The sequence below is a fragment of the Lysobacter rhizosphaerae genome (genome assembly GCF_054779795.1).
Window position 1 is genome coordinate 279,040 of sequence record NZ_BAAGXO010000007.1, and the last position, 16,564, is coordinate 295,603.

15 protein-coding genes and 1 pseudogene are annotated in these 16,564 nt (G+C 68.1%); 2 read left to right on the plus strand and 14 right to left on the minus strand.

Features of this window, described 5'->3' with window-relative positions; genetic code table 11:
- Positions 1 to 13: 13 nt before the first annotated feature.
- Positions 14 to 529 carry a DinB family protein gene (locus tag ACYVGE_RS10445; RefSeq protein WP_460729634.1) on the minus strand — a complete coding sequence of 172 codons (516 nt, stop codon included), beginning with the start codon at positions 527 to 529 and terminating at the stop codon, positions 14 to 16.
- Between the two features lie 10 nt (positions 530 to 539).
- Positions 540 to 1,178 (minus strand): LysE family translocator, encoded by a 639-nt coding sequence (locus ACYVGE_RS10450; protein WP_460729637.1) that lies wholly within the window; start codon positions 1,176 to 1,178, stop codon positions 540 to 542.
- Positions 1,179 to 1,273: 95 nt separating this feature from the next.
- Here ACYVGE_RS10450 and ACYVGE_RS10455 point away from each other — a divergent pair, with 95 nt between their 5' ends.
- On the plus strand, positions 1,274 to 1,765 hold the full coding sequence (locus ACYVGE_RS10455) for an Lrp/AsnC family transcriptional regulator (RefSeq protein WP_310054304.1): 492 nt from the start codon (positions 1,274 to 1,276) through the stop codon (positions 1,763 to 1,765).
- Positions 1,766 to 1,769: 4 nt separating this feature from the next.
- Here ACYVGE_RS10455 and ACYVGE_RS10460 read toward each other — a convergent pair whose 3' ends face one another.
- The 5 genes from ACYVGE_RS10460 to ACYVGE_RS10480 form a co-directional block, all read right to left on the minus strand.
- Positions 1,770 to 2,624, minus strand: a complete 855-nt coding sequence (locus ACYVGE_RS10460; RefSeq protein WP_460729639.1) for a methylated-DNA--[protein]-cysteine S-methyltransferase — start codon at positions 2,622 to 2,624, stop codon at positions 1,770 to 1,772.
- A gap of 66 nt (positions 2,625 to 2,690) precedes the next feature.
- Complete coding sequence (locus ACYVGE_RS10465; protein WP_460729642.1) at positions 2,691 to 4,943, minus strand: carboxy terminal-processing peptidase; 2,253 nt, start codon at positions 4,941 to 4,943, stop codon at positions 2,691 to 2,693.
- Positions 4,944 to 5,200: 257 nt separating this feature from the next.
- Positions 5,201 to 6,226, minus strand: a complete 1,026-nt coding sequence (gene lipA, locus ACYVGE_RS10470; RefSeq protein ID WP_460729644.1) for a lipoyl synthase — start codon at positions 6,224 to 6,226, stop codon at positions 5,201 to 5,203.
- Positions 6,227 to 6,252: 26 nt separating this feature from the next.
- Positions 6,253 to 6,882, minus strand: coding sequence for a lipoyl(octanoyl) transferase LipB (gene lipB, locus ACYVGE_RS10475; protein WP_460730560.1), 630 nt, complete (start codon positions 6,880 to 6,882; stop codon positions 6,253 to 6,255).
- Positions 6,883 to 6,941: 59 nt separating this feature from the next.
- Complete coding sequence (locus tag ACYVGE_RS10480; protein ID WP_460729646.1) at positions 6,942 to 7,220, minus strand: DUF493 family protein; 279 nt, start codon at positions 7,218 to 7,220, stop codon at positions 6,942 to 6,944.
- A 70-nt stretch (positions 7,221 to 7,290) separates the two neighbouring features.
- Between ACYVGE_RS10480 and ACYVGE_RS10485 the strand changes: the two genes are divergently transcribed.
- A complete protein-coding gene (locus ACYVGE_RS10485; protein ID WP_460729648.1) occupies positions 7,291 to 7,500 on the plus strand; it encodes a hypothetical protein in 210 nt (69 codons plus the stop codon).
- Positions 7,501 to 7,584: 84 nt separating this feature from the next.
- Here the strand turns inward: ACYVGE_RS10485 and ACYVGE_RS10490 are convergent, their stop codons facing one another.
- The 7 genes and pseudogenes from ACYVGE_RS10490 to mreC all read right to left on the minus strand — a co-directional run bounded on the left by ACYVGE_RS10490 (position 7,585) and on the right by mreC (position 16,524).
- Positions 7,585 to 8,787, minus strand: coding sequence for a D-alanyl-D-alanine carboxypeptidase family protein (locus ACYVGE_RS10490; RefSeq protein WP_460729650.1), 1,203 nt, complete (start codon positions 8,785 to 8,787; stop codon positions 7,585 to 7,587).
- A 201-nt stretch (positions 8,788 to 8,988) separates the two neighbouring features.
- A complete protein-coding gene (locus tag ACYVGE_RS10495) occupies positions 8,989 to 10,296 on the minus strand; it encodes a septal ring lytic transglycosylase RlpA family protein (RefSeq protein ID WP_460729652.1) in 1,308 nt (435 codons plus the stop codon).
- Positions 10,293 to 11,480, minus strand: coding sequence for a lytic murein transglycosylase B (gene mltB, locus ACYVGE_RS10500; protein ID WP_460729654.1), 1,188 nt, complete (start codon positions 11,478 to 11,480; stop codon positions 10,293 to 10,295). The genes ACYVGE_RS10495 and mltB overlap by 4 nt, the downstream gene beginning before the upstream one ends.
- A gap of 98 nt (positions 11,481 to 11,578) precedes the next feature.
- Positions 11,579 to 12,691, minus strand: a complete 1,113-nt coding sequence (rodA, locus tag ACYVGE_RS10505; RefSeq protein WP_457096352.1) for a rod shape-determining protein RodA — start codon at positions 12,689 to 12,691, stop codon at positions 11,579 to 11,581.
- A gap of 203 nt (positions 12,692 to 12,894) precedes the next feature.
- Positions 12,895 to 14,937, minus strand: a pseudogene (gene mrdA, locus ACYVGE_RS10510) (penicillin-binding protein 2); the annotation flags it as partial.
- Positions 14,938 to 14,950: 13 nt separating this feature from the next.
- Positions 14,951 to 15,436 (minus strand): rod shape-determining protein MreD, encoded by a 486-nt coding sequence (mreD, locus tag ACYVGE_RS10515; protein WP_457096594.1) that lies wholly within the window; start codon positions 15,434 to 15,436, stop codon positions 14,951 to 14,953.
- Positions 15,433 to 16,524 carry a rod shape-determining protein MreC gene (mreC, locus tag ACYVGE_RS10520; RefSeq protein WP_460729656.1) on the minus strand — a complete coding sequence of 364 codons (1,092 nt, stop codon included), beginning with the start codon at positions 16,522 to 16,524 and terminating at the stop codon, positions 15,433 to 15,435. The genes mreD and mreC overlap by 4 nt, the downstream gene beginning before the upstream one ends.
- Positions 16,525 to 16,564 lie beyond the last annotated feature (40 nt).

Below are 16,564 nucleotides of genomic sequence, written 5' to 3' on the forward strand. Positions count from 1 at the left end.
GGAATGGAAGGCTTCAGGAAGTGGCGATGGCGACGCGCGAGGCCTCGATCTGCCCCAGCAGCCATTGCAGCCCGGCGAGATGTTGCTGGTCGTGGCTGCACAGGTAATGCGCCAGGCCACGCATCGTGACCGGGCCGTATCCATCGAACTGGGCCGTGCGGGACCAGTCGTCAGGATGCAGCGCCGCCAGCATGGCCACTGTGCGCGTCCGTGCAACGCGGAATTCCGCCAGTGCAGCCGTCGCATCCGCGGCCTGCGCATAGCGCCGTTCCGCCGCCAGGGCATAGCTGTCGATGTCGGCCAGCAGGGGATGCGTTTCGTGCAGCGTACGCTGGAAACGCACGTGGTAGCCGTCGACCTCGATGTCGCGGACGTGCAACACCTGCTGCAGGGGCGTGAACCGCTCGCTGGGCACGCCGTCCCAGGACGTCGGCGCCCACTGTACGAAGCCCGTGGGCACGGCGGCGTAGTGCGCCGCCAGTTGCTGCGGGAAGGCGGCGAGCGCCTGCAAGGTCACTTCGATCGTCATCGCCTTCTCCTCAGGCCAACCGGCGTGGTTCGAGCACCATGCGCACGGCCAAGCCGCCGAGCACGCTGCCCATGAGGTAGCGCTGCGCCGCCATCCACGCCGGCTTGCGCGCGAACCATGCCGCCAGGCCGGCCGCCGAGAGCGCAATCAGCAGGTTGAAGGTGAAGCTGATCGCGATCTGCAAGCTGCCTAGCAATACGCTCTGGGCGAACACCGAGCCGCGATGCGGATCGACGAACTGCGGCAGGATCGACAGGTACAGCACAGCCGCCTTCGGATTCAGCAGGCAGGTGAGGAAGCCCATGCGGAACAACCTGCCCGGCGAGTCCGGCGGCAATAGCGCCGGTTGCAGGGGGGATCGCGCGCCCGGCTTGACCGCCTGCCACGCCAGGTACAGCAGGTACGCGGCACCGGCGACCTTGAGCGTGTCGTAGGCCAGCGGCACCGCCACGAACAGTGCGGTGAGTCCGGCCGCGGCGGCCGTCATGTGCACCAGGAAGGCGCACACCACGCCCAACAGCGACACCACCCCCGCACGCGGCCCCTGGCTCACCGAACGCGAGACCAGGTAGATCATGTTCGGGCCCGGGGTCAGCACCATGACCAGCGCGGTGGCGGCGAACAGCAGCAATTGCTCGATCGGGACCATGAGCGAACGGGCTTCACGACGGGGGATACAAACAGCGTATCGACGCGCCAAGCATCGCGCTTGAAAATAAACCCGCGATCGCGCAAGAATTTTGCGTGACCAATTCCCTCGCCCTCGATGAATTCGACCACCGCCTGCTCGACCTGCTGCAGCGCGATGCCGGCGTCACCCTGACCGCGCTTGGCGAGGCGGTGGGGCTGTCGGCGAGCGCCGTGCAGCGGCGGATCAAGCGCTATCGCGAAAGCGGCCTGATGCGCACGGTGGCGGTGCTGAATCCATCGCAGCTGGGCAACATCACTCTCGCCACCGTGCTGGTCGCGCTGGAACGCGAATCCGCGCGCCACCACGCCGCGCTGCACGCCCGCCTGCGCGCGGCACCGGAGGTGCAGCAGTGCTACGTGCTCGCCGGCGAATGGGACTACCTGGTGATCCTGGCGACGACCGGCCTGGCGCATACGCGTGAAGTCGCCGAGCGCCTGTTCGGCGGCGACGACAACCTCAAGCGCTACGAGACGCGGATGGTGTTCGAACCGGTCAAGCAGGGGCTGGCGCTGCCGACACGGCCGCCGGGACGACGCAAGCGCTAGCGCGTCACGCCGCGCGCTCGCGCTGCAGCACTTTTTCCTTCAGCGGCAGGCCCCAGCGATAGCCGCCGAGCGAACCATCGCCACGCACCACGCGATGGCACGGCACTACTATCGCGACGCGGTTGTGCGCGCAGGCGCTCGCCACCGCGCGCGCGCCACGCGGGGCGCCCAGTTGCGCCGCGACCTCGGCATAGCTGCGGGTTTCGCCGGGCGGGATGCGCATCAGCGCGTCCCACACCTTTTTCTGGAAGGCGGTGCCGATCAGGTCGGTGTCGACGCGGGCCTGTTTGCCCGCGAGCGCGTCGGCCACCGCGCGCAGGCGCGGGGCGAGGAATTCGTCGCGGCCGGCGTCCACGCGTTCCAGCGCCGCGCGTGGGAACTCGCTGCGCAGCTTCGCTTCCAGCGCGGCGATGTCGTCGCCGAGTTCGATCATGCAGATGCCGCGTTGCGTGGTCGCCACCAGCGCGGTGCCCAGTGCGGTGTCGAGCAGGCTCCAGCGGATCTGCTCGCCTTCGCCGCCGGCTCGATAGCGGGCCGGGGTCATGCCCAGTTTCGCGGCACCGCGTTCGTACACGCGCGAGGGCGAGCCATAGCCCGCGTCGTACAGCGCGGCACTGACGTCGCGGCCCTCGCGCAGCGCCGACTTCAGGGTGCCGAGCTTGCGCTGGGCCAGGTACTCGGCCGGACTGATCCCGAAGCGCGCGGTGAAACTGCGCTGCAGATGGGACGGGCTGAGCCCGACGGCGTCCGCCAGTTCGTTCAACGAGGGTTCGCCGGCGTCGAGCAGCGCGCGCACGCGCTCGAGCTTGTCGCGGGAACCGCTGGCCGGGTTGGGAAATGTCTTGACCATGGCGTTCATGGCCCCAAGCGTAGCGGGCACCCGAAGGTGCCCGCTATCCGATTCTTGTGGTGGCGCCGCGGCCGGTTAATCCGCCCAGTGGCCTGGCGTCGCCGCCTGCGGCAACACGGTGGCGGACAACTTGCCGTCGGCGTTGAGCAGTTGCACGGCGTCGGCCAGGATCGCGGCCGATTCGCGCAGCAGCGGGTCGGGACGCTGGTCGGCGAGCTTCTCGCGGGCGGCGTCCTTGGCGATGTCGCGCTCGCTCGAAGCCAGGCCGTCGTCGGCGTTGTCGTCGGCCAGCGGGTCGATGGCGAGGCCCAGCGCTTTGCGCTGTTCCTGGCGCAGCTTGCGCTTGGCGTCGTCGCGGTCGCGTTCGGCGCGGCGCTCGGCTTCGTTCAGCGACACCGACTTCTTCGCACGCTCCTCGCGGAACTGCGCGACGTCCTCGCTCCACCACTGGAATTCCTTGTCCTTGGCGATGCGCGCGGAATGCATCGTTTCCAGCTTCGGCAGCAGCGGCGCGAAGTTGCCGTAGCGCGTGTGCTGCACGCCCGCGATGCGGGTCCACGGCAGCGCGTTGTCGTAGGTGCTCTCGCCGAATTCGCTGGCGTCGACCGACACCGGGAAGGCGATGTCCGGCACCACGCCCTTGTTCTGCGTGCTGCCGCCGCTGACGCGGAAGAACTGCGCGATGGTCAGCTTGACCTGGCCGAAGCGCGCGGTCTCATTGGCCGGCCAGCGATCGAGGTCGACGAGGTTCTGCACCGTGCCCTTGCCGAAGCTGGTCTCGCCGATGACGAGGCCGCGACCGTAATCCTGGATCGCACCGGCGAAGATTTCCGACGCCGAGGCCGAACCGCGGTTGATCAGGACCGCGAGCGGGCCTTCCCACGCGATCCCGGAATCCTCGTCGCCGTACACCTGCACGCGACCGCCGGATTCGCGCTGCTGCACGACCGGGCCGCGTTCGATGAACAGGCCGGTGAGGTCGATGGCTTCGTCGAGCGAACCACCGCCGTTGTTGCGCAGGTCGAGGACGACGCCGTCCACCTTGTCGCCGCGCAGCTTGGTGAGCAGCTTGGCTACGTCGCGCGTGGCCGACGCGTAGTCGCCGTCGTTGCGGCGGCGGCCCTCGAAGTCCTGGTAGAAACCGGGCAGCTTGACCACGCCGATGCGGCGCGCGGGCGTGCCGTTGGCGGCGGGCAGCGTGATGATTTCCGACTTCGCCGCCTGGTCTTCCAGCCGCACCTTGTCGCGCACCAGCACGAGGCGGTTGGGGTGGCTGTCCAGGCCGGCCTCGGCCGGGATCACGTCGAGGCGCACCTTGGTGCCCTTGTCGCCGCGGATCTTGCCGACGACATCATCGATGCGCCAGCCGATCACGTCTTCCATCACGCCGCTGTCGCCCTGGCCGACGGCGACGATGCGGTCGCCGGGCTTGAGCTTGTGCGACTTGCCGGCCGGACCGCCCGGCACGATCTCGCGGATCGCCACCACGTCGTCCTGCTTCTGCAGCACCGCGCCGATGCCTTCCAGCGACAGCGACATGGTCATGTTGAAGTTGTCGGCCGAGCGCGGGGTGAAGTAATCGGTGTGCGGGTCGATCGCGTTGGCGTAGCTGTTGAGGAAGGTCTGGAAGACGTCCTCGCCCTTCAGTTCGGCCACGCCCTTGGCCATGTTGAGGTAGCGCTTGTCGAGCGTCTTGCGAATGTCCTCGGGCTGCTTGCCGGCCAGCTTCAGTCGCAGCCAGTCGTTGCGCACGGTCTGCTTCCACAGCGCGTCGAGCGCGGCTTCGTCCGCGACCCACGGTGCGTCCTCGCGGTCGTACTCGAAGCGGTCGTTGCCGGTGAAAGTGAAGATGTCCTGCTTGAGCAGGTTGCGCGCATACGTGACGCGCGCATCGAAACGCTGGCGATACGTGCCGAAGATCGCGTAGGCGGGATCGAGGTTGCCCGACTTGATCGCGTCGTCGAACTTGAACTTGTAGGCATCGAACCTGGCGATGTCCTGCGCGGTGAAGAACTGCTTGCCGCCGTCGAGCGCCTCGAGATAGCGCTTGTACATGTCGGCCGACAGCGTGTCGTCCAGCGCGCGCGGGCGATAGGCGTAGCGGCTGTCGGACAGCAGCCCGTACACGAGCTTGGCCGCCGTGGTCTGGTCGGTGGTCGGCGCATTCGGCAGCGTCTTCGCATCGACCGACTTCAGCAGCGCCTTGTCGCTTTGCGGCGGCGTCGGCAGCTGTGCGGTCTTGGCACCATCCGCGGCAAGCAGCGCGAGCGGGGTGGTGAGGAGGAAAGCAACCAGTACGGTCGCGGCACGTGGGGTCTTGATATTCATCGCGTGGGCTTCGCGGGCCCATGTGGCCCGGATCAAGGATGTCGCGGAATTCGACCGGTCCACAGTGCCGGAAGTTGCATGCGCTGTCGACTGCGAAAATGGCACCAAAGCGTGCGATTTGCCGGCCTTGCGCGCCGGTCCGCAGGAAAGGTTCAGTTTCGCCGCATCGCGCGTGCGTCGACCGGGGTCGGCACGCGTATTGCGTAAGCACCATGCTTGTCGTCACGGAAGGCGGGGCGAAGCCCGGCCATCCCTGTTCACGCTTCGGCGTAACCCGCTTCGATCGCGGAACGGTCGGCGTGGTACGAGGAACGCACCAGCGGACCCGAGGCGACGTGGCTGAAGCCCAGTTCGTAGCCGTACGTTTCCAGTTGCTTGAATTCGTCCGGCGTCCAGTAACGCATCACCGGATGGTGGTGCGCGGTCGGCTGCAGGTATTGGCCGATGGTGATCATGTCGACGTCGTGCGCGCGCAGGTCGCGCAGCGTCGCCTGCACCTGCTCCATGGTTTCGCCCAGGCCCAGCATGATGCCGCTCTTGGTGGCCACATCCGGATGCTGCGCCTTGAACTTCTGCAGCAGGGTCAGCGACCACTGGTAGTCGGCGCCCGGACGCACATTGGTGTACAGGGCCGGCACCGTCTCGATGTTGTGGTTGAACACGTCCGGCGGGTCGGCCGCGAAGATCTCCAGCGCGCGCTCCATGCGGCCCTTGCCGCGGAAGTCCGGCGTCAGCGTCTCGATCTTGGTCTTCGGGCTGTGCTCGCGGATGGCGCGGATGCAGTCGACGAAGTGCTGGGCACCGCCATCGCGCAGGTCATCGCGGTCGACGCTGGTGACGACGACGTATTTCAGGCCCATGTCGGCGACGGTGGTGGCCAGGTGCATGGGTTCTTCCGCATCCGGCGGCTTCGGACGGCCATGGGCCACGTCGCAGAACGAGCAGCGGCGCGTGCACACCTCGCCGAGGATCATGAAGGTCGCGGTGCCGTGGCTGAAGCACTCGTGGATGTTCGGACAGCTGGCCTCCTCGCACACGGTCACGAGGCGGTTCTCGCGCAGCTTGGCCTTGAGCCGCGCCACCGAGTTGTCGCTGGGGATGCGCACGCGGATCCACGACGGCTTGCGCAGCACCGGCGCGTCGGCGAATTGCACCGGCGAACGGTTGATCTTGTCGCCACCGAGCTGCTTCACCCCTTCCTGGAGCCGGCCGGCCGGTTGCTGTGCAGGCGCATCGCTGCTCACCACCGCAAGCGGAATGGTCTTGGAAGCGGACTCGGTCATGGTGTCGGGATGGGAAGCGGAGGGGGTCAGGCAGGCAGTTGCGGTGCGGCGGATTCGACATCCAGCCCGAACAGGCGGGCGATGTGCGCGACCAGCGCCGGTTTCACCGCGTCCAGGCTGGACGGGCCGCCCAAGTCTAGCATCGAGGTCACTTGCAGCCCCTGGTAACCGCAGGGGTTGATGCGGCTGAACGGCTCCAGGTCCATCGCGATGTTGAAGGCGAGGCCGTGGAAAGTGCAGCCGTGGCGCACGCGGATGCCCAGCGCGCCGATCTTGGCGCCGTTGACGTAGACCCCGGGGGCGCCCTCGCGGCGTTGGGCGTGGATGTTCCAGTCGGCCAGGGTGTCGATCATCGCCTGCTCGATTTTGCAGACGTAGTCCTTCACGCCGATCTTGAGCCGGCGCAGGTCCAGCAGCGGGTAGAGCACGATCTGCCCGGGGCCGTGGTAGGTCACCTGGCCGCCGCGATCGACGTGCAGGACCGGGATGTCGCCGGGCATGAGCACGTGCTCGTCCTTGCCGGCCTGGCCCAGGGTGAAGACGGGATCGTGCTCGACCAGCCACAGCTCGTCGGGCGTGCGGTCGTCGCGCGTGTCGGTATAGCGCTGCATCGCACGCCACACCGGCTCGTACGCTTGCCGGCCGAGATCGCGCAGGAATGCTGGCGCCGCCGGGACGGCGTCGCTCGCTTGCGGGAGCGGGCAGGCCGCGGCCGTTACAGGGTCCACTTCACTTCCGGATGGTCGCGCAGCACCTGGTGGGCCAGGTCGTACTGCTCGCGGCTTTCGGCGCGGAAGCTGATGCGCACCGACACGTACTTGCCGTTGGACGAGTGCTTCCACTGCACCGTTTCGGTTTGCACCTCGATGCCGGCATCCAGCAGCCGCTGCGGCAATTCACGCTCCAGGCCGATTTCGGCCGAACCCATGGCGCTGAGCTCGAAGGAGCCGGGGAACTGGAAGCCGTGCTCGGGGTTGTCTGACTTGATTTCCATGGGCCGGAAATGGGGACAGGGGCGGAATATCCAAGGGGCGTAGGATGCGCCTAATCGCGCGGACGGACCAATGAAGATGGACACCGGCTTGTTGTTGTGGGGAGTGTTGTTCAGCTCCATCGGGCTGGGCTACTTCATCTATGGCAAGCGCCAGCAGGCGCCAATTCCGCTGGTCTGCGGGCTCGCCCTGATGGTGTTCCCCTACTTCGTGTCGAGCGCCTGGACCCTGGTGCTGGTGGGCGCGGGCCTGATGGCGATTCCCTACTTCGTGCGCCTGTAACCGCGCCTGCGCGTACCCGCTTCGCAAAGGAAAAAGGCTGCCGGAAGGCAGCCTTTTTTTGAAAGGATGTGCGCCCAGGGGGCCTTATTCGGATTCCCACCACATCCAGAATTCATCCCACAGGCGCTTGAAGAAACCGCCCTCTTCCACCGCGCTGATCGCCACCAGGGGACGCTGCGCGATCACCTTGCCGTCGAGCACGACCTTGACCGTGCCGATCTTCTGGCCCTTCTTGATCGGCGCGACCAGGCTCTTGGGCACGTCCATCGACGGCTTCAGCTGCGCATAGCGGCCGCGCGGCACGGTCACGAGCATCGGCTCGGCCACGCCGAGGTTGACCTGGTCGGCCGCGCCCTTCCACACCTTCTGCTTGGCGATCGCCTTGCCGGCGTCGTACAGCTTGTGGGTCTCGAAGAAGCGGAAACCCCAGTTGAGCAGCGCCAGCGAGTCGCTCGCACGCTGGTTCTCCGAGGTCGAACCCATCACCACGCTGATCAGGCGCTGGTCGCCGCGTTTGGCCGAGGCCATCAGGCAGTAGCCCGCGCTGGAATGGTGGCCAGTCTTGATGCCGTCGACGGTCGGATCGCGCCACAGCAGCAGGTTGCGATTGGGCTGCGTGATCGGACCGACGGTGAATTCCTTGATCTTGTTGTAGGCGTAGGTCTCGGGGTAATCGCGGATGAAGGCGCGGCCGAGCAGCGCGAGGTCGTGCGCGGTCGAGAAGTGGTCCGGCGCGGACAGGCCGGTGGCGTTGACGAAGTGCGAATTCTTCATGCCGATGCGCGCGGCATAGGCGTTCATCAGCGAGGCGAAACTATCCTCGCTGCCGGCGACGTGTTCGGCGAGCGCGATCGCGGCATCGTTGCCCGACTGGATCGCCATGCCCTTTTCCATCTGCTCCAGCGGCGCGGTCTTGTTGACCTCGAAGCCGCTATAGCTGCCATCGGTGCCGGCGCCGCCGGTGCGCCACGCGTTCTCGCTCATCATCACCTGGTCGGTGGCCTTGACCTTGCCGCCGGCGATTTCCGCGGCCACCACATAGCTGGTCATGACCTTGGTGATGCTCGCCGGCTCGAGGCGGGTGTCATAGGCGTCGCCGGCCAGCACGTTGCCGCTGGCGTAGTCGACCAGCACCCACGATGTGCCCGTCACTTTCGGCGGCGGCGGGACCGGCAGGGCGTCGCTGGCGGGCGGCAGCGCCGGCTTGGGCGCGGGTGTCTGCGCCACGGCGAGCCCGAGCGTCGAGGTGAGCAGGAAGGCGGCGGCGAGGGCGAAGCGGGATTTCATTGCGGGAGTGGCTCCGGCGGCCGGGGTCTGGCCTGTGTGCTGCGGAAGGAAAAACGTCGACGACTTGGATGAGTCGGAAAACTGGGCGAATCGTAGTGCAGTGTCGCGCCGGGCTCCACGTCCGATGTGAAGACGGCGAATTGGGGGGGGTTCTCAACAGCCCGTTGCTTGCCTTTATCAGCCGCGGGCGCGGCATCACTTTTACCGCGTCTCCAGGTCCAACGCGGGCCCGTTTGCCGCGGACCCCGGCACGCGTTGCGGCGTCCCGAAGCCCAGGCCGGCGATGCGGGCGGCGAGTTCCGGGGCCACCGTGGCCGCCAGCGGACCCACCCGCAGGCGCCAGACCTTGTGGCCGTTGGCGTCGCCGTCGGACAGGGACGCCGCGTCGATACCGGCCCCGTGCAGCATCGCCAGGGCGCGATCGGCGTTGGCGCGCGCTGCGAAGGAGGCAACCTGCAGGACCACGCCGTCTGCCTTCACGACCTCGGTGGCCAGCGGCGCGGCTGGCTGGCTCGGGGCGTCCGGGCCGGGGACGACCTCGCCCTGCGGCGCGCGTGCATCGGGCTTGCCGGGCTTGCCGGTGGCGATGCGCACCTGCCGCGCCTTCATCCACGCGTCGAATTCGGCCGCGCTCATGGCCTTGCCGTCCCCGCGCATGTCGAAGCGGTAGTCGCCTGGTGCCGGACGGTCCATGCGCGCACCCGGCTTGTCGGCGGCCGCCGCGGTCGCCACGGGCATCGCCGCGACCAGGCTGTCGATGGCGCTGGGTGCGGCAGCTTCCTGCGCTGGCGGGGCGTGTTTCGCCACGGCGCGATCGTCCTGCTCATCGCCGGGCAGCAATGCGCGCACTTCCACGCGCGCGGTGCCCTTGCTGACATAGCCGAGCTTGGTCGCGGCTGCGTAGCTGAGGTCGATGATGCGGCCGGGATGGAACGGGCCGCGGTCGTTGACGCGCACGACCACCGACTTGCCGTTGTCGAGGTTGGTCACCCGGGCAAAGCTCGGCAGGGGCAGCGTCTTGTGCGCGGCACTGAAGGCGTACATGTCGTACACCTCGAGGTTGGAGGTGCGGCGACCATGGAATTTCTTGCCATAGAACGAGGCGATGCCGGTTTCGACGTAGCCGCCCGGATGGTCGAGCACCTCGTACTTCTTTCCGAGCACGGCGTAGGTCTTGCGGTTGCCGACCGCGGAGCGCGGTTCGTTGGTGACTTCCGGTTCGGGAATCGCGTCCACGTCGGGAATCTCGTCCGGCACGCTGTCGCGCTCGCCCGGCGCGTAGAGGCCACCGGCGACGTAGTTGCCACGCTTGCCGGGATCCTCCTGCGCGGCCGCATACGGCGACTTCTTTCGCGCCGTGGGCGCAGCAGCAGCGGCGGCGCGCGCCTCGGGCTTGGCAGCCGCAGCCGCGGGGGGCGCGGATTTCTTCGGAGCACCGGCGCAGGCCGCGAGGCCCAGTACCAGCGCCACCACAACTCCGCTCATCCCGAGCCTGTCGAAGGACCTCATGCGCCCGGTTGTCCGTCGGTGGGCGGCGCGGCGACCGGCGCGACGTTTTCCGCCGGCTGCGCGATCAGCTGCGACAGCTGGTACACCGCGGTCGCATAGCGGATGGAGTTGTTGTAGCTCCAGATCGCGCGGAAATTGCGGAAGGTCAGCCAGTACTCGGCGGTTTCGCCATCGAGCAGGATCGGCGCGGCGGTGAGGCCAGCCGGCACCGGCTCCAGCGGCCTGTAGCCGGCCTGCTCGAGCGTCGCGAGGGAGTGGATCGGGTCGCCGTTGGAGTCGACCAGCGCCACCGGGCCGGGCGTGAAGCTCGCACGCACCATCACCGGCTGCCCACGCAGCCAGCCGCCCTTCTTCACGAAATAGTTGGCGACCGAAGCGAACACGTCGTCGGGGTCGGTGAACAGGTTGCGCATGCCATCGCCATCGCCGTCCACGGCGTAGGCGCGATAGCTCGACGGCATGAACTGGCCCCATCCCATCGCCCCGGCATAGCTGCCATTGAGCGTGGCGATGTCGAGCCCGGTCTCCTTGCCCAGCTTCATCAACTGCGCGAATTCATCGCGGAAGTAGGCTTCGCGCTGGTTCTCGCGCTCGATCTTGTCCGGCGCATTGGTGCGCGGATAGTTGAAGGCGAGCGTGTACAGCGCATCGAGCACCGGCGTCTTGCCGGTGTTGCCGCCCCACATGGTTTCCACGCCGAGGATGGCGACGATGACTTCGGCGGGTACGCCGTACTGCGCTTCCACTTTCGCCAGCTGGTCGCGGTGCTCGGCGAGGAAGGCGCGGCCGCCGTCGATGCGCTGCTGGGTGATGAAGATCGGGCGGTAGTCGCGCCACGGCTTGGTCTCGGCCGGGCGCGACATCGCCGTGAGCGTGCTTTCGCGGATCTGCGCGCGTGCGAGCACGGATTCGATGTAGGCGGCGTCCAGGCCGTACTTCACCGCTGTTTCCTTTACGAAGGCCGCGCGCACTTCGTCGCTGGGCGGACGCGCGACCGGCAACGGCGTGGTGATCGCATCGGACGCGGTCATGCCGGGCGCCGACGGCGGAGCCGGCGTGGGCGTTGGCGTGCTTACTGGAGGCGGTGCCTGGGTGGCGCAGGCGGCAAGTGCGAGGGCCAGTGCGCAAGTGAGCGCAGGCCGCACCTTGAGCCACGCGCGTGAAGGGGACGGGCATCGGGTCATCGCGGCCGAGGGTAGCATGCGGCCCGGCAGCGAAAAACCTTTGTTTTCCGCTGGATGAACGCGCCGGTCAGCTTCGCGTATGTAGTGCGCGCGAAGCATCAGCGCGCGTGCACCGGCCGATGCGCATGCACCGCCATCACCACGCCCAGCCCCGCGAGCAGCGAAACGGCCGAGGTGCCGCCGTAACTGAGCAGCGGCATCGGCACGCCGACTACGGGCAGCAGGCCCGCGATCATGCCGCCATTGACGATCACGTAGACGCAGAACGCCAGGCCGAGCGCGCCCGCCACCAGGCGCGAATAGCCGTCGCGCGCACCCGACGCGATCCACAGGCAACGGCCGATCACGAACAGGTACAGCGTGAGCACGAGCAGCACGCCGAACCAGCCGAATTCTTCGCTGAGCACGGCGAAGATGAAGTCCGTGGTGTGCTCGGGTATGTAGTTGAGGTGCGACTGCGAGCCCTCGCCCCAGCCCTTGCCGAAGAAACCACCGGCGCCGATCGCGATCTTCGACTGGATGATGTTCCAGCCGGTACCGAGCGGATCGGACTCGGGATTGAGGAAGGTGAGGATGCGGTCCTTCTGGTACGGCCGCAGCAGCCAGAACCACGCCACCGGCGCGACCGCCGCGATCGCGCTGAACGCCGCGCCGAACCACCACCATGGCAAACCCGCCAAGTACAGCACGAAGGCGCCGCTGATGCCCACCAGCATCGCGGTACCGAAGTCGGGTTGCAGCAGGATCAATCCGGTGGGCACGCCGATGATCACCGCCGCCACCAGCACGACGTTGAAGCGCGGCGGCAACGGCCGGCGATTGAGGTACCACGCGACCATCATCGGCAGGCTCAGCTTGAGCACTTCGGCCGGCTGGAAATAGAAGACGCCGAGGTTGATCCACAGGTTGCCGTGCTTGCCCTGCCCGATCGCCAGCACGATCAGCAGCGGGATGATCGACAGTGCGTAGACCAGCGGCGTCCAGTTGCGCAGCTGCGTCGGCGGCAGCCGCGAGAGTGCCCACATCACGCCCAGGCCCATCGCGAAGCGGGTGCCCTGCGCCACCACCAGCCGCATGGACTGGTCGCCAGCGCTGTACAGCACGGCGAGGCCGATGGCCATCAAGGCCAGCAGCGCTCCGAGCAGCGGCAGGTCGAGTGTGCGCGTGAAGCGCACCAGCATGTCGAACAGCCAGCGCAAGATGAGCCTCATCGCGTGGGCTCCGTCGACGGCGGCGGTTGCTGTGGCATCTGTTGCGGAGTCTGTTGCTGAGTCTGTTGCGGGTTCTGTTGCTGCGGTGCCTGCTGCGGTGCCTGCTGCTGCGGTGCCTGCTGCTGCGGTGCCTGCTGCTGCGGTGCCTGCTGCTGCGGTGCCTGCTGCTGCGGAGTCTGCTGCTGCGGAGTCTGCTGCTGCGGAGTCTGCTGCTGCGGTACCTGCTTTGGTGCCTGCTTTGGTGCCTGTTGCGACTGCGTGCCCGGCGCCGTGGCAACCACGTTCGTGGCGGCCGGCGCCGTGGGCGCCACAACCGCCGGCTGTACCGCCGCCGGCGGGGCCCGACCCGGCATCAGCATCCCGCCCTGCGGCGAACGCGTCACACCTTCTGCCGGCTCCGGCATCTTGCCCAGCAGCCACGCATCGAACACCTTGCGCGCGATCGGGCCCGCGGACGACGCGCCGAAGCCGCCGTGCTCCACCGATACCGCGATCGCGATGGTCGGGTTGTCCGCTGGTGCGTAACCGACGAACAGCGCCTGGTGGCGCAGGTTGTACGGCAGCGAGTGGGGATCGAAGCTGATGTTGCCCTTGCGGCTGATCTTCTGCGCGGTGCCGGTCTTGCCCGCCATCATGTATGGCGCACCGCGCGCCATCGACGCACCGGTGCCGCCACCGTGGATGGTGTCGATCATGCCCTCCTGCACCGCACGCAGGTTGCTCGCGCTGTCGGTGATGCGCACGGGCTCGGGCTGCGGCAGCGGTGTCCAGGGCCGGTCATAGCCATCGCGCCGGTCGTCGACCAGGTGCAGGCGCCGCAGGTTGCCGCCATCGGCAATAGCTGCCGTGCCGCGCACCAGCTGCAGGACGGTCGCGACCCAGTAGCCCTGGCCGATGCCGGCGTTCACCGTTTCGCCCGGATACCAGCCTTCCTTCGAACGCTTGCGCTTCCATTCCGGCGACGGCACCACGCCGATGTTCTCGCCGGAAAGGTCGATGCCCGTCTTGCCCCCGAACCCGTACTTGTACATGTACTGGTCGAAGCGATCGATGCCCATCTCGTAGGCAAGCTTGTAGTAGTAGAAGTTCACCGACTGCGAGATCGACTTGCGAAGATCGGTCCAGCCCGCGCCGCCGTGCGCGTCGCGCCAGCCGCGGCGCTGGCCGGGAATGTAGAACGTGCCGGTCGAGAAGACCTTGTATTCGGGCGTGCGCAGGCCGCTGTCGAGGCCGGCCAGGCCGATCAGCGGCTTCACCGTCGAACCCGGCGGCCCGCCGCCCAGCACGTTGCGGTTGAACAGCGGCCGCGACACGTTGTCCATCAGCGCGCGGTAATCGTTGTGCGAGATGCCGTTGACGAAGAGGTTGGTGTCGTACCCGGGCAGGCTCACCATGGCGAGGATCTCGCCGGTGCGCGGATCGATCGCGACCGCCGATCCATCCATGTCGCCGAACGCGGTGACCATCGCCTGCTGCAGGTCGAGGTCGATGCTCAGGCGCAGGTCCGCGCCGGGCTGCGCCGGAACGCGACCGGCCGAATACATCGGACGGCCATCGACGTTCGTCACGATCTTCTCGTAGCCGACCTTGCCGCGCAGGTCCTGTTCGTAGAAACGCTCCAGCCCGGTCTTGCCGACATGGCTCAGCGCGGCGTCGCTTTCGCTCATCGTCTTGAGGTCGTTGGCGTCGACGCGGCCGACGTAGCCGATCACGTGCGAAAGCAGTTCGCCGTAGAGATAGCGGCGATTGAGGTAGGCCTGCAGCTCGATGCCCGGGAACCGCCAGCGGTCGACGGCGAAGCGCGCGGTTTCCTCCTCGCTCAGGCGCAGCTTCAGCGTGACCGGCTTGTAGCCGCGCGCGACGTGGCGGCTGGCCTCGTAGCTGGCGATGTCCTCGGGCGAGAGCTCGACGATCTTCGCCAGTTCCGGCAGCCACTTCTTGCTGTCGCCAGCCTCATACGGAGTGACGTCGAGCCGGAACGCGGGCACGTTGTCGGCGAGGATGCGGCCCTTGCGGTCGTAGATCAGCCCGCGCGCCGGCACCACCGGGCGCAGCTTGATGCGGTTTTCCTCCGAGCGCGTGGCGTATTCGCTGTGCTGCCACACCTGCAGGCGGAAGTACCAGAGCGCCAGGCCGGAGAGCGCCAGCAGCACGCCGGTGAACGCGACGAACGCGCGGCGGCGGAACTGGTCGGCCTCCAGCGCGGCGTTCTTCAGTACACGGCGGCGCGGGCGCAGTGAGGACATCAGGGTATGCCCATCAGCGCCTGCGCCAGCCGCCCATGCGCAGGCCGTCCAGCAGCATGAACACCGGAATCCACAGCAGCATGCCGAGCAGCGGCGAGACCCACGCCAGCGATGCCTGTACCGGCTCGCCCAGCGTCACGCGGACCGCCATCGTCACGATGCGGTCGTTGAGCAGCAGCGCGCCGATCGCGAGGGCCTGCTGGGACATCGGGAAGAAACGCAGGCGCGCGCGGAAGCGTTGCAGGATGAAGGTGATCACGACCAGCCGCAGCGCCTGTTCGCCCAGCACGCTGCCGACGACCAGGTCAGCGGCCAGTCCAATCAGGAAGGCGAAGCCCAGGCCGACCCGGTCGGGCTCTTCCATCACCCAGTACGCGAGCACGAGGGCCAGCCAATAGGGCCGCAGGCCCTGCAGCTGCGGCGGCACCGGCAGCAGTGCCAGCAGCAGCGCGGCCAGCAGGCTCAAGGGCAGGATCCAGGGCGAACGCGCGCGCATCAGCGATGCTCCTCCGGGGTGGGCGGAGCGGGCGCGGGTTCGCGCTTGACGGCGGCGTCCGCGGGCTGGGCGGGAGTCTTCGCCGCCGATGCGGCGGGACGCGGCACCTTCGCCGCCGACGCGGATGCGGGGCCCGTGCCGGAGGACTTGGGTGCGCCAGCGGGCTGCGTTGCGTCCGTCGGCGGCGTCGCGCTCCCGGTAACGGGGGCGGAAGCCACGGTGCCCGGAGCCGCCGGACCGATGACCGGCCGCGCCGGCAGGGTGCGCAGCAGCAGCACATCGCGGCCGCGATCCAGCTGGGCCGCCGGCTTCACGTCGCCGACGAGGAACGCGCGGCTTTCGTCCGGCCGCAGCGCGGTGATGGTGCCGACCGGAAAGCCCGCGGCGAAACGTCCGCCCAGGCCCGAGGTGACCAGGATGTCGCCCACCTTCACGTCGCTCGACAGCGGCACGCTGGCGAGGGCGAGCTGGTCGGCGCGACCGGTGCCGTAGGCGACCAGGCGCACGCCGTTGCGGGCGATCGCCACCGGCATCGCATGGTCGGGATCGGTGAGCAGCAGTACCGTCGACTGCAGCGGCCCGACTTCGATGATCTGGCCGACCACGCCGCCGGCATCGATCACCGTCTGCCCGGTATGGACGCCGTTGTTGCTGCCCGCGCGCAGGACCAGGCGCTGGCGGGTGGGATCGAGGTCGATGTCCAGCACCGGCGCGAGCTGCACGTCGAGGCTGCCCTGCTCCGACGCGCCGAGCAGGCCGCGCAGGCGCGCGTTGTCGGCATTGACCGTGGCCAGCCGCGCCATGCGCGCGTGGGTCACCAGCAACTCGTTGCGCAGGCGGCGATTCTCGGCAGTGAGCTGGCTGAGCGTGCCGGCGTCGTTGGAAACGGTTTCGACCACGCGTCCGGGCAGGCCGGCCACGGCCCGCACCGGCTGGGTCAGCACCTGGGCCTGTTGCCGCACAAGGCTGAGCCAGCCTCCGCGGTGATCGAGCACGATCAGGACGACGGCCATGGCGAGGTACGCCAGCAGCCGCAGGGTGTCGGCGATGTCGCCGGAGCGGCTTGCGGAGGGACCGGCGTAGGAAGGCACGTCAGATCAACAGGAGGCAGGAGTCGGGGGAGGCGACGCG

Bases quoted from the DNA above. Each gene is read 5' to 3' on its own strand.
- ACYVGE_RS10445 (WP_460729634.1), bottom strand. From the start codon at position 529: ATGACGATCGAAGTGACCTTGCAGGCGCTCGCCGCCTTCCCGCAGCAA.
- ACYVGE_RS10450 (WP_460729637.1), bottom strand. From the start codon at position 1,178: ATGGTCCCGATCGAGCAATTGCTGCTGTTCGCCGCCACCGCGCTGGTC.
- ACYVGE_RS10460 (WP_460729639.1), bottom strand. From the start codon at position 2,624: ATGAACGCCATGGTCAAGACATTTCCCAACCCGGCCAGCGGTTCCCGC.
- ACYVGE_RS10465 (WP_460729642.1), bottom strand. From the start codon at position 4,943: ATGAATATCAAGACCCCACGTGCCGCGACCGTACTGGTTGCTTTCCTC.
- lipA (WP_460729644.1), bottom strand. From the start codon at position 6,226: ATGACCGAGTCCGCTTCCAAGACCATTCCGCTTGCGGTGGTGAGCAGC.
- ACYVGE_RS10480 (WP_460729646.1), bottom strand. From the start codon at position 7,220: ATGGAAATCAAGTCAGACAACCCCGAGCACGGCTTCCAGTTCCCCGGC.
- ACYVGE_RS10485 (WP_460729648.1), top strand. From the start codon at position 7,291: ATGAAGATGGACACCGGCTTGTTGTTGTGGGGAGTGTTGTTCAGCTCC.
- ACYVGE_RS10490 (WP_460729650.1), bottom strand. From the start codon at position 8,787: ATGAAATCCCGCTTCGCCCTCGCCGCCGCCTTCCTGCTCACCTCGACG.
- ACYVGE_RS10495 (WP_460729652.1), bottom strand. From the start codon at position 10,296: ATGAGGTCCTTCGACAGGCTCGGGATGAGCGGAGTTGTGGTGGCGCTG.
- mltB (WP_460729654.1), bottom strand. From the start codon at position 11,480: ATGACCCGATGCCCGTCCCCTTCACGCGCGTGGCTCAAGGTGCGGCCT.
- rodA (WP_457096352.1), bottom strand. From the start codon at position 12,691: ATGAGGCTCATCTTGCGCTGGCTGTTCGACATGCTGGTGCGCTTCACG.